The organism is Nocardia sp. TBRC8007, from assembly GCF_056629435.1.
In genome coordinates this window covers 153,122-165,193 of sequence record NZ_JBWSOR010000004.1, presented here as the reverse complement: position 1 = coordinate 165,193, position 12,072 = coordinate 153,122, and the positions used below count along the sequence as shown (strand labels likewise).

At 63.2% G+C, this 12,072-nt stretch carries 8 protein-coding genes and 2 pseudogenes; 5 read left to right on the top strand and 5 right to left on the bottom strand.

Annotation, left to right across the window (positions count from 1 at the left end; translation table 11 throughout):
• Nucleotides 1–392 precede the first annotated feature (392 nt).
• The 4 genes from ACX4ZE_RS06535 (at nt 393) to ACX4ZE_RS06520 (ending at nt 5,108) form a co-directional block, all read left to right on the top strand.
• Nucleotides 393–1,589, top strand: coding sequence for an NAD(P)-dependent malic enzyme (locus tag ACX4ZE_RS06535; protein ID WP_480272394.1), 1,197 nt, complete (start codon nt 393–395; stop codon nt 1,587–1,589).
• 219 nt (nt 1,590–1,808) lie between these two features.
• The gene (locus ACX4ZE_RS06530; protein WP_480272393.1) at nt 1,809–2,699 is read left to right on the top strand and encodes a glycine betaine ABC transporter substrate-binding protein; all 891 of its coding nucleotides are present in this window, start codon (nt 1,809–1,811) and stop codon (nt 2,697–2,699) included.
• 220 nt (nt 2,700–2,919) lie between these two features.
• Nucleotides 2,920–3,597, top strand: coding sequence for a PadR family transcriptional regulator (locus tag ACX4ZE_RS06525; protein WP_480272392.1), 678 nt, complete (start codon nt 2,920–2,922; stop codon nt 3,595–3,597).
• A gap of 11 nt (nt 3,598–3,608) precedes the next feature.
• On the top strand, nt 3,609–5,108 hold the full coding sequence (locus ACX4ZE_RS06520) for a DHA2 family efflux MFS transporter permease subunit (RefSeq protein WP_480272391.1): 1,500 nt from the start codon (nt 3,609–3,611) through the stop codon (nt 5,106–5,108).
• A 34-nt stretch (nt 5,109–5,142) separates the two neighbouring features.
• Here ACX4ZE_RS06520 and ACX4ZE_RS06515 read toward each other — a convergent pair whose 3' ends face one another.
• From ACX4ZE_RS06515 to ACX4ZE_RS06495, 5 genes and pseudogenes are all read right to left on the bottom strand, one after another.
• Nucleotides 5,143–6,717 (bottom strand): molybdopterin-dependent oxidoreductase, encoded by a 1,575-nt coding sequence (locus tag ACX4ZE_RS06515; protein WP_480272390.1) that lies wholly within the window; start codon nt 6,715–6,717, stop codon nt 5,143–5,145.
• A 121-nt stretch (nt 6,718–6,838) separates the two neighbouring features.
• Entirely contained in the window at nt 6,839–8,632 is a 1,794-nt protein-coding gene (locus ACX4ZE_RS06510) for an AMP-dependent synthetase/ligase (RefSeq protein WP_480272389.1), read from the bottom strand.
• A gap of 117 nt (nt 8,633–8,749) precedes the next feature.
• Nucleotides 8,750–9,454 (bottom strand): annotated as a pseudogene (locus ACX4ZE_RS06505) (alpha/beta hydrolase); the annotation flags it as partial.
• A 300-nt stretch (nt 9,455–9,754) separates the two neighbouring features.
• Nucleotides 9,755–10,576 (bottom strand): annotated as a pseudogene (locus tag ACX4ZE_RS06500) (SDR family NAD(P)-dependent oxidoreductase); the annotation flags it as partial.
• Nucleotides 10,576–11,145, bottom strand: a complete 570-nt coding sequence (locus tag ACX4ZE_RS06495) for a hypothetical protein (protein ID WP_480272388.1) — start codon at nt 11,143–11,145, stop codon at nt 10,576–10,578. The gene ACX4ZE_RS06495 and the pseudogene ACX4ZE_RS06500, both read right to left, overlap by 1 nt.
• A 100-nt stretch (nt 11,146–11,245) precedes the next feature.
• On the opposite strand from ACX4ZE_RS06495, the gene ACX4ZE_RS06490 reads away from it, so the two are divergent.
• Nucleotides 11,246–11,875, top strand: a complete 630-nt coding sequence (locus tag ACX4ZE_RS06490; RefSeq protein ID WP_480272387.1) for a TetR/AcrR family transcriptional regulator — start codon at nt 11,246–11,248, stop codon at nt 11,873–11,875.
• Nucleotides 11,876–12,072: the final 197 nt, after the last annotated feature.

Sequence of the window (12,072 nt, the reverse complement as noted above, 5' to 3'; positions counted from 1 at the left end):
ATATAGTGCGGCTTTCCGCTGCTTTGCCGTCGAATGACGGTGCGCGTCGTGGCCAAGAGGACACCGGCTTGGCAACTAACCCGCGCGGCTGGCAGAATATGAAAAAATTCTTGCCTATGCCACCGCCGGGCAAGGAACTACGGAGGCCTTCGCATCGCGATGTACCGTCGCGACCCGAGGGATCGCACCGCATGTTCTACCTGGGCTCACCTGCCCCGGTTCTCGCTTCGTGGATCAGTGCCGCACCATATCGCCCAGCTAGTGGCGAGTCATATTGCAGCTACCTCGAATGTCCTGGTCAGCGCACTCGATGAGTGTGGTGGGACATCTTATATCTATTACCCGGTGGTAACTGTCCCCCGGTTTAGTCCGACTCGAGCAGGAGTGAAATCGTGTCACCTGTGACTGACGCACCGAACGCCACCGCAAGCCTTTCCGAAATCACCAGCGAAGAAATTTTCGCGGGACATCTCGGCGGCAAGCTCTCGGTCGAACTCAGTGCGCCGCTGGAGACACAGCGCGATCTCTCGATCGCCTACACCCCGGGTGTTGCCCGAGTCAGCCGCGCGATCGCGGAGGATGTGGCGTTGGCCAAGCGTTACACTTGGACCGACCGGCTTGTGGTTGTGGTCAGCGACGGCACCGCTGTGCTCGGTCTAGGCGATATCGGCGCGCGCGCCGCGCTGCCGGTGATGGAGGGCAAGTCCGCCCTGTTCAAGAAGTTCGCCGGCCTGGACTCGATTCCGCTCGTATTGGATACCAAAGACGTCGATGAGATCGTCGAGACCCTGGTCCGCTTGCGCCCGAGTTTCGGCGCGGTGAACCTGGAGGACATCTCCGCGCCGCGCTGTTTCGAGCTGGAGCGGCGGATCATCGAGGCGCTCGATTGCCCGGTGATGCACGACGACCAGCACGGCACCGCGATCGTAGTGCTCGCCGCGCTCAACGGCGCCGCCAAGGTGCAAGGTCGCAGCATCGAGGACGTGAAAGTCGTCGTTTCCGGCGCGGGTGCGGCCGGAGTCGCGTGTACGAACATCCTGCTCGCAGCTGGCGTCCAGGATGTCATCGTGCTCGACTCCAAGGGCATCCTGAGCCGTGATCGCGATGATCTCAACGACGTGAAGGCCGAATTGGCCACCCACACCAACCCACGTGGCCGAACCGGCAGTGCGGCCGAGGCGCTGGCGGGCGCCGATGTGTTCCTCGGTTTGTCCGCGGGCCGGATCGCCGAGGAGATCATCGCGTCGATGGCGCCGGAATCTATCGTGTTCGCCATGTCCAACCCGGATCCGGAGATCCACCCCGATGTGGCGCGCCGTTATGCCGCGATTGTGGCTACCGGCCGCAGCGACTTCCCGAACCAGATCAACAATGTGTTGGCCTTCCCCGGCGTCTTCAAGGGTGCGTTGGACGCGGGCGCCCGACGGATCAGCGAAGGCATGAAGATCGCCGCCGCCGACGCGATCCTCAGTGTCGTCGCCGACGAGTTGGGTCCGAACAAGATCGTGCCGAGCCCGCTGGACCCGCGGGTGGCCCCGGCTGTCGCCACGGCGGTGGCGGCTGCGGCCCACGCCGAGGGCGTCGCATAACACGAGTTTCCAGGCCGTGTCGAGGGCGCCCCGTTCCTGATCTCGAACGGGGCGCCCTCGCTGTCGGGGGTATCGTGCGGTGCCGGGCCTCTATCCGGGAGAATGCTGTCCGCAGCGTGCGAATCGGGTGCGGGTGCAGGGACGCTCTGGGTGTCCGCACTGTCCGTTTCCGGGTGTTCTGCTGCTTGTGTCGGTTCGTCGGAGAGTGGGTGTCGCCGGATGAGGATAGTCGTGTCGCAGCGGGTGCTGGCTCGATTCTTGGTCGTCGCGTCCATCGCGCTGGTCGCATCCTGCGGTAAGGAGGAACCGGAACCGATTACCGTCGGAGCGGGCGATTCGGTGGAGTCTTCGGTGCTCGCCGAAATCTACGCGGGTGCGCTGACACGCGCCGGTGCGCGCACTGAGGTCGCGTCGCGTCTGGGCGATCGCACGGATTACCTCGCCGCACTCGATGCGAATCGGATCCAGGTGGTCGGTGAACATACTGGCTCATTGTTGGCTTATTTCGATGACCGTGCGGTGGCTCGGCTGCCCGCGGATGTCGAGAAGTCGGTGAGCGCCGCGCTGCCCGAGGGGCTGGTGGTCTCTGATATGGCCGAAGGTGCCGATTTGCGGCCACGCGTGTTGCTCACCGCCCAGCGGGCGGCACACGACGATATTAGTTCCGTCGACGATCTCGCCCCGCACTGTGCCGGGCTGATCGTTGGTGTGGCGCCTGTGCCGGGCCTGCTGCCTGGGACGCACGCGCTCGATCGGATCGCTGACTGCGATTTCGCGGCCACAGTGGCGTTCCCGAATCCGGTTGAGCTGCGAAAGGCATTGCTGGACAGGCAAATCCAAGTTGGCATGCTGACCGTATCACCCGCGCTCATGCCCGGAATGACGGACGGGCTGACCGTGCTGTCCGACGACGACTATGCCGTGCGCGCCGAGAATGTGCTGCCGCTGTTCCGGAAAGGGCTGCTCGACCGGCGGCAGATCACCAAGCTGAACTATGTCGCTGGTGAGCTGACAACGGAAGAGTTGGCCACCATGATCCGGCAGGTACGGGAGCGTGCCGCCACGTCGGGTGAGGTCGCGCGCGCCTGGTTGGACGCGCACGCGCTATAGCGCCGCTCCCGCACATCATGTGTAGCGGTGCAGGCGTCGGGTAGCGGATTGTCTCCTTTATTTAGGAATCCCCTTGCCACCGCTTTACTCCGGATCGTATATTCCATGTGGAATATTTGATGCGGACCATGTGTCGAGCATGGCTGCCGCTGGTCGGAAAAGGGCCCGCTGTGCCCACCGACGGGGAAGGGCGAAGGATGAGCCATGGAGGTGACAACGCATGGGACAAGCGCATTCGCCGGTGACGCCACTGGCCATTGCCGTGCTCGCATTGCTGGAGGAGCGGCCCATGCACCCGTATGAGATGTATCAGACGCTGATTTCTCGCCAGGAGGACAAACTGGTCAAGGTGCGGCCCGGCTCGCTATATCACACCGTATCCAGGCTGGATGATCAGGGATTGATCTGTGCGGAAGGTGTCGATCGGGCAGGTAATCGGCCCGAACGCACCACTTATCGGATCACCGCCCGCGGCAGAGACGCGCTGCGCAATCGGATCGCCGAGATCGTGCGGCGTCCTGTTCCGGAGTATCCGACGTTCCCGATGGCGCTGGCGGAGCTGCACAATGTGCCTACACCGGATGTGCTCGCGTTGCTACGCGAACGGATCAGTCGGTTGGAAAACGAACTGGCCGATACCGACATGCAGATCGCGTGGGTCGAGGACCAAGGCATCCCGCGCCGCTATTGGATCGCACTCCCTTATCTGCGGACGATGCTTGCTGCTGAGATCACCTGGGTCAAGGAGTTCGCCGCCGCAGTAGATAGTGGCGAACTCGAATGGGAGGACTTCGATCCCGAGACCGGCGCACGTACCGCCGCCTCCTCCGCCCCGACATCGGTGCCGGGCCGGGCGACGTCGAATCTCGCCCTGAATATTTTGGGCAACTCGAATTAGGAAATGAATCCATGCCCACACAACGCAGTCCGTGGCTCGGGTTGACCGCGCTGGTCATCGGCATCTTCATGGTTCTGCTGGACATGACCATTGTCGCAGTCGCTAATCCGGCCATCATGACCAACCTGCACGCCGATATTTCGCAGGTGATCTGGGTAACCAGTGCTTATCTGCTCACCTACGCAGTGCCGTTGCTTGTCGCAGGCAGGTTGGGTGATCGATTCGGCCCCAAGAACATCTACCTACTCGGTCTGATGGTTTTCACCAGCGCATCACTGTGGTGTGGGCTGTCCGGCAGCATCGAGATGCTGATCGCCGCCCGCGCCGTACAGGGCCTCGGTGCCGCACTGCTGGCACCACAAACCATGGCTGTGATCACCAGGACCTTTCCTCCGGACCGACGCGGCGCGGCCATGGGGCTGTGGGGCGGCGTCGCGGGGTTGGCTACGCTGATCGGTCCGCTCCTCGGCGGTGTGTTGGTCGACAACCTCGGCTGGGAGTGGGTTTTCATCGTGAATGTTCCGATCGGTGTCATCGCTTTTGCGTTGGCGGCTTGGCTGGTCCCCGCATTGCCGACCCAGGAGCACAAGTTCGACATCCCTGGTGTGTTGTTGAGCGGCATCGGTATGACTTTGCTGGTATTCGGCATCCAGGAAGGCAATAGCTACGACTGGTCGTTACGGATCTGGTCGTTGATCGGCGCGGGCTTGTTCGTGCTCGCCGCGTTCTTGGTCTATCAGGCTCGCAATGTCCGGGAACCGCTGCTGCCGCTGAGTTTGTTCAATACCCGCAACTTCGCGTTGTCCAATATCGCCATCGCCGCCATGGGCGCGGCAGTGACCGCACTGATGGTGCCGACGTACTTCTACCTGCAAGCCGTGCGTGAGATGTCGTCGACGAAGTCCGCGCTGGTTTTTGCGCCAATGGCACTCATCACCGGCCTCCTTTCTCCCATGATCGGACGCTTCGCCGACCGGATGCACCCGAGGGTGGTGCCTGGTATCGGGTTCGGCATGTTCGCGTTGTCGGTGTTCTGGTCCTCGGCTCTGATGCGGCCGGATTCCTCAGTGATCTGGTTTCTGGTGGCCGCGGCGATGGCAGGCATCGCTAACGCCTGCGTCTGGGCTCCGCTGGCATCTACTGCGACGCACAACCTGCCGGTGCGGCAAGCCGGTGCGGGCGCCGGTATCTACAACACCACCCGTCAAGTGGGGGCGGTGTTCGGCAGCGCGGCGATCAGCGCTCTGGTCACCGCTAGATTGGCCGCGAACGGACTCGGCGGTGTCCAGGTCGCTGAGGGCGGCGTGGGTCGAGGCCCGATCCTGGAGGCCGGAAAAGCTTCCTTCAGTATTGCACTGAGCCAGTCCACGTTGCTTCCCGCAGGCATCCTGCTGATCGGCGCTATCGCTTCTATGCTGTTCGTCCAGCACGGTGAGTCCGCTCCCGCGGTGCTGAAGCAAGACCATGTAGGGGCCGATTCGGCGGTGAACTATGCTCCGGGGCGGCCGTGACGACGTGGCTGACGAGCTCCGATCACTGCCTTGCTCAGTCGATCTGGACTGTGATCGATGGGTAGCCAGTAGCGCCATCGGGGACTGTGCCGCGGCGTTCGGCAGTCTGGATCTCGCCAGTGCCGTCGGTGGCGCGAGCACGGATCGTATGCGAGCCCGTGGTGGCATCCCACTCGAAGATCCACTGGCGCCATGTGTCGATGGAGTGTTCGTCTGCGAGTCGGGCCTGTTGCCAGCGGCCGTTATCGATTTGAACTTCTACCGCGTGGATGCCGCGGTGCTGAGCCCACGCTACCCCGGCGATGGGGACGCGGCCCGGTCGCGCGCGGCCGCGCGGGGTATCGATGCGGGTGCCGGTCTTGATCGGACCGAGAGCCGACCAGCCTCGCCGGGTCCAGTAGGCGGTGGCCGAGTCGAAGCGGGTCACCTCCAGCTCGGTGACCCATTTGGTGGCCGAGACATAGCCGTAGAGGCCGGGCACGATCAAGCGGGCCGGATAACCATGTGACACCGGAAGGGGTTCACCATTCATCCCGACTGCGAGCAGGGCGTCGCGTCCGTCGATGAGCGCCGCGAGCGGCGTGCCCGCGGTCCAGCCATCGATACTGCGCGAGAGCACCATATCGGCTGTCGGATGTGGGCCCGCCTCGGCGAGCAGTCGGTCCAGGCGGTAGCCGAGCCAGCGCGCGTTCCCGATCAGATCGCCACCCACGGGATTCGACACGCAGGCCATGGTGATCAGATGTTCTTCTGCCTGTCGATATGCCAGGTCCGCCCATTCGAGCCGGATTTCGCGATCGACCATGCCGTGGATGCACAGCGTCCAATCGACTGTGGAGACATTCGGCACGATCAGTGCGGTATCGATCCGGTAGAAGTCGTCGTTCGCGGTCGTGTACGGGGTCAGTCCGGGCAAGCGCATTACCGTGCCGGGTGCGAGGGGCCCGACAGGTGTGACCGGCTTCGGTAGTTGCACTGCGGCCCGCTCAGCAGAAACGTCCCGACGCCATAGCCCGAGCAGTCGCCCGCCGACCCCGGTGACTATGGAAAAGCCACCTGCCGCCAGCAGTCCTAGCATGACCTGTCGTCGCTGCGGACCGTCGTCTGCCCGACCTGTGCTTTCGTCCTTCGCTGTCGGTATTTCGGATGTGGCGCAGGCTCGGACTGCATCGGTCCGCACGGCGACTGATTCGTCGATGTGGTGAGTCAGGGTGTGCAATGTGGTGATTCCGACGGCGACGCCGAGCGCGGTCGGCAGGGCGCCGGCGATGCCTGTTCGAGTGATAGCCGCGACTGCGGCGATCGCACCGAAGGCGGCGAACAACCACGATCCGACGGCGCGGCCGGTGCGCTCGACCGCTCCTGCCGATCCGGCGACGAGGACCGAGGTCGTGCCCATGAGCAGATACAACACGGCCTTGTCGTTCGTGCCGAACACGGTGATAGCCCACTCACGCGGTGTGTCCGGCGTGTACTCGACTACGGCCGAGCCGAGCGCATAGAGCGGAGCGCTGCTCGCGTCGGAGAAAGCTGCGAGCAGTTCGGCCACACCGAGCGCGACTCCCGCCGAGACAATCCCGGCCGCCACTCGTAGTCGCAGCTCAGCCATGGATTCGAGCCTAATCCCGTTTATCTCGTATGAGGTGACCATTCGATGAAGTACGTATTGGCCACCCGGATGGCGCTACCGGCGAGCAAGCGTCGCCGACAGCGCCACCTCGGAATGCGGCTCAGCTGTAGATCTGCGCTACGTCCTCGGCGTGCTGCTTCATCACGACCGCACGTTTGAGCGACAGCTTCGGAGTGAGCTCGCCGGTCTCATGGGTCCAGTCGGTGGTCAGCAGACGGATCTTCCTGATCTGTTCGGCGCGCGAGACCTTCTTGTTGGATTCGGCCACCGCGGCGTCTACTTCGGCGATCAGCTCCTGGTTCTCGATCAGCTTCTCGATGGGGGTGTCGGCGGGCAGGTTGTGGCGCTCCTTCCAGCCGGGCAGTGCCTCCGGGTCCAGAGTGATCAGCGCGCCGATGAACGGCTGACCGTCGCCGACTACCAGCACCTGGCTGATCAGCGGGTGTGCCCGCAGCGAGTCCTCCAACAGCGCGGGGGAGACGTTCTTGCCACCGGCGGTGACGATGATCTCCTTCTTGCGGCCGGTGATGGTGATGAAGCCGCCCTCGTCGATGGAGCCGAGGTCACCGGTCTTGAACCAGCCGTCCTCGAAGGAGTCTTCGGTGGCCTCCGAATTACCCCAGTAGCCGCCGAAGACGACCGAGCCGCGCATCATCAGCTCGCCGTCCTCGGCGATCTTGGCGGCATGCCCGTCCAACGGGCGGCCGACCGTGCCGACCCGGATCTGGTTCGGAGCGTTCAGAGAAATAGCCGCGCTGGTCTCGGTGAGCCCATAGCCTTCGTAGACGGTCACGCCGACGCCGCGGAAGAAGTGGCCCAGCCGTGCGCCGAGTGGTCCGCCGCCGGAGACGGCATCCTGGCATCGGCCGCCGAGAGCCGCCCGCAGCTTCGAGTAGACCAATTTGTCGAACAGAGCGTGCTTCAGCTTGAGCCCGATACCAGGACCACCATTGTCGATCGCCTCGCTCCACGCGATGGCCGTGTCGGCGGCGGCGTCGAAGATCTTGCCTTTGCCGCCGTCGTGTGCTTTCTGCTTGGCGCTATTGAACACCTTCTCGAACACACGCGGCACCGAAAGGATGAAGTGCGGCTGGTAGCCGGCGAACTGGTCGACCAGGGTGGTCCAGTCGGAGCTGTGCGCGACGATCACCTTCGCGTCGAACGTGGTCAGCGCGACGGCGCGTGCGAAAACGTGCGCCATCGGCAGGAACATAAGGGTCTTCTGGCCCTCGTGGACGAGCTCCCCCACCCGGTTCCGGACGGACATGGACTCGGCGTGGAGGTTCGCATGAGTCAGCATGACGCCCTTCGGGCGGCCTGTGGTGCCCGAGGTGTAGATCAACGTAGCCGGTGACTGCGCGCCGACTTGGGCCCGGCGTTCGTGCACGACCTGATCGTCCAGGTCGGCACCACGAGTGGTCAGCTCGTCCAGCGCACCCTTGTCGATCTGCAGGGTCTTCTGCAGATCCGGCAGAGCTCCGGGTTCGATCTCATCGATCACTGCGCGGTGTTTGTCATTGTCGATCACCAGCATCTTGGTGGCCGAGTCCTGCAAGATCCATTTGGCCTGCTCGGCGGCCGAACTGTCGTAGATGGCGACGGTGCAACCGCCCACAGCCCAGATGGCGAAATCGAGAACAGACCATTCGTACCTGGTCGGGGCCATGATCGCGATACGGTCGCCGAGTTCGAGGCCGGAAGCGATCAGGCCTTTCGCCACACCGGTAACGGCCTTCGCGAACTCCGTAGCCGTCACATCTCGCCAACCCCCACCGCCTTCCGGTACGTTGAACAGCACCGCGTTCGGCGTCTGCTCGGCATGCCGGAAGACGTTGTCGGAATTGTTCGTATTGTCCGGAATGGTGTAGGAAGCCGGGACTTCGAACTCGCGCATCAGTGCCCTTCCACGTGGATTTGCTCGCCAGTAATCTACGACACTTGTGTCAGGGCCGTGGGGTCAACCACCCAAAGCGGGGCCGAGTATTGTCGCCTTGCGCGGCCCCGCTGCTGTTCAGCCCAGCTTGTGTAGGTCCTTCTGCTGGATGGCTTCGCGCAGGAAATCCGTGAGTTCGCGCAATACCGCCGCGGCGGGCGCGGTCAACGAGGCCTGCAATTGTGCGACGTGCCACAGGCCCTGGCTTTCGGTGAAGCGGACAGGAATCTCCGCCGCGCGTAGTGCGGCGACGAGATCGATGCATTGCGGGTAGAGCAGTTCACTGACGTCCACCTGTACATAGGTTGGTGGCAGGCCGCGCATATCGCCTTTCAGCGGTGTATAGCCGGGATCATTCGGGTCCGCGTCGCCTAAGTAGGCGACTGCGCAGTTACGCGACCACGGCCTGCTGATCACCAGGTCGCGTTCCTGGTCCGGGATCCGATCGGGATCGACCCAGGGCGCGATCAAGCCGAGGGCAGCAGGGGTGTGTCCGTGTCGTGCGATCAGCCGCTGCGCCAGCGCCAGCGAGAGCCCGCCACCCGCGGAATCACCGGCGATGGCGATCTGCTCCGGACGATGGCCGGTGCTCGTCATCAGCTCGAGGAACGCCGCCTCGGCATCATCCAGCGCTGCGGGGAATGGGTGCTCCGGAGCCAGACGGTAGTCCAGGACATAGACCGGGCATCCGGTGTCGCGGGCCAGCCGGGCCGCCAGCGAGCGGTGCGAGGCGATCGAACCGACCGCGTATCCGCCGCCGTGCAGGTAGAGAACAGCACCGTGGTCGGTGGTGTCGGCGAAACTGATCCGCTCGGCGGGCCTGCCGCCCAGCCGTACCATCCGCCTGATGCTGCCAGCGGGCAGCGCCTGCGCCCGCGCACCCACGGTGAGTAGTCTGCGCTGTACCCGAAACGGTAATCGTTTGTTGAGCGTCAGCCGGAAGATCGGATTCAGCACGGTCCGCGCGATGGGTAGCGGAAGATTGATGTCTGTCATGGTGGTCCTCGAATTCTGCTCGGATATAGATAGGCTGCCGGTGCTGTCGTTGTCACGGTGAGAGGGGGGTCGAGGTAGGAAGAAACTAGGTAAGAAAAGACGATGGACCACAACCGAAACTCTCTGATAGGAGGACGCGGCCGCCCGGACAGAGAGATCGAGCAGCTCGGCCTCCCAGCCGATCAGCACTCTCGCGCGCCCTTTCCGCACACCTTTGAGGATGGTCTTCGCCGCCATATCAGGGGTATGGGCGGCCAGGCTGTTGTCGAATAGCGCTGCGGACGCGGCGGCGTCGATGCCCTCGGCGAAGGTGGAGTTGCGCATCACCGCGGTCTTGATGCCGCCGGGGTGCACGCAGGTGACTTTGACCGGATACCCGGTGATCAGCATTTCCTGGCGCAACGATTCGGTGAAACCGCGTACCGCGAATTTCGCCGCGCTGTAGGCGCTCTGGTTGGGAACTGCCAGCAAACCGAGCAGGCTGGACACGTTGATGATGTGACCGTCGCCGGACGCGATGATCATCGGCAGGAACGCTTTGGTGCCGTTGAGCACGCCCCAGAAATCGACATCCATGACGCGCTCGAAGTTCTTGAACTCCGAGCGGAGCACCTCGCCGTGGTGGGTGATGCCCGCGTTGTTGTAGATCTGGTGCACTGCGCCGAAGCGCGACAACACTGCGTCGGCATAGCGTAGTACTGATTCGCGCTCGACCACGTCCAGTTGATCGGACTCGACCTCGGCGCCGAGCTGTTCGCATTGGCGGGTGGTCTCGGCCAAGCCGTCGGCGTCGATATCGGACAGCGCCAGTTTGGCTCCGTGTTCGGCCAGGTTCACTGCCAGCGCGCGGCCGATTCCGGAACCCGCTCCGGTGATCACACAGACTTTGTTCTCGAAGTACTTGTTCATTACGTCACTGCTTTCACGTCGGCTCCCGAAGTGCTGACGTCGTACGCTGCCACGTCGAATGCTCTGTTCAGCCCGAGGAACCGGAGGGTAGAGCCCGGCCGTGATGTAGTGCTGTCACTGTGCTTGTTCAGATACCAGTCGGAGCACCCGCCGGTTACCCGGACAGTGCCTGCCGTGCGCGCCAGCAATTCGGTGTTGAAGGTGTCCCGCGCCTTGCGGCGCACCTCCACAGTGCGTGGATTCATGTGATCGATGGTGGCCAGTTCGCCGACGATGTCGATAATGTAATCGAATTGCGATTCGAACGTATTCACTATCGAGTCATGCTCGATGCTGGTGTTCGCGCCGAACGGGAAGAACATGTTCGGGAAGCCGGTGATCGAGGTGCCTTTGTAGCTCTTCCGGCCGATCTCGGCGAATATTTCTGGCAGCGTGCGGCTGTCGCGGCCGGTGACCAGTTCACGGGCAGGTGAGTCGGTGGCATGGAACCCGGACGCGCCGATCAGCGCGCGGATGTTACCGGCGGTGGAGATCGAACTCGCATGCGCTTCGGTGGCACTGTCGGTCACGACAGCAGTGTCTGTGACCCTTTGTCTCATACAACTGAGCCTATGTCGTTATTGAGCGTGAATCAATAGTGCATTGCCTCGTGATCATTAGCATGGGGGAATGAGCAGCAGGCGAGTAACCGCCAAGCGAACTCGGCTCGACCCGGATGAGCGGCGCGAACAGCTGATCGCCTTGGGTGCCGCTCTGCTCGGCGAACGTGCCATCGACGACATCCCGGTCAGTGAGATCGCAGCGCAAGCAGGCATTTCGCGTGGTTTGTTGTTCCACTACTTTCCGAGTAAGCAGGATTTCCAACTGGCGATCGTGCGGCATGCCAATGCCGAACTGCTCGAGCGGGTGGCTCCCGACCGGGCCCTCGGCCTGCCCGCCATGCTGCGCGATTCGATCGAACGCTACCTCGGATACGTCACCGAGAAACACACCTCGTACCTGGCGTTGCTGCGCGGTTCTATCAGCGTCAGCCCCGCGCTGGCTCCTCTCATCGATCAGGCTCGCGATGTCATTGTCGACATCATCCTCGCCGAAACTCCCACCTCGATCGCCGAAGCCGACCGTCCCCGCCTCATGCTCGCCACGCGCGGCTGGATCGCCTTTCTCGAGGAGACCACGCTCACCTGGCTGCGTACCGAAACTGTTTCACGGGAGCACGTCGTCGACTTGCTGATCGATTCGCTGATCGCCATAGTGTTCTCCATCGATCCCGCGCTGGCAGACACCCTGCGCGATTGAGCGGGCCGATACCCGCGCCCGCTATGTGGGCTTCGACCGCTTCGCGATACCTGCTTCCGATGGCGACGACGTGCCCTTGTATTGCCAATATGCTGTTTTACAGCCTCTTTGACGTTCTGCTCGCATAGCACGGTTGGTTGCCGTCGAGATGTCGATGCGTGGGACACGATGAAGGTGGCCGCCGATGCTTGTCATCA

Excerpts from the sequence above, each read along its gene's own strand:
- ACX4ZE_RS06530 (WP_480272393.1), top strand. The coding sequence starts at position 1,809 with ATGAGGATAGTCGTGTCGCAGCGGGTGCTGGCTCGATTCTTGGTCGTC.
- ACX4ZE_RS06525 (WP_480272392.1), top strand. The coding sequence starts at position 2,920 with ATGGGACAAGCGCATTCGCCGGTGACGCCACTGGCCATTGCCGTGCTC.
- ACX4ZE_RS06520 (WP_480272391.1), top strand. The coding sequence starts at position 3,609 with ATGCCCACACAACGCAGTCCGTGGCTCGGGTTGACCGCGCTGGTCATC.
- ACX4ZE_RS06515 (WP_480272390.1), bottom strand. The coding sequence starts at position 6,717 with ATGGCTGAGCTGCGACTACGAGTGGCGGCCGGGATTGTCTCGGCGGGA.
- ACX4ZE_RS06510 (WP_480272389.1), bottom strand. The coding sequence starts at position 8,632 with ATGCGCGAGTTCGAAGTCCCGGCTTCCTACACCATTCCGGACAATACG.
- ACX4ZE_RS06490 (WP_480272387.1), top strand. The coding sequence starts at position 11,246 with ATGAGCAGCAGGCGAGTAACCGCCAAGCGAACTCGGCTCGACCCGGAT.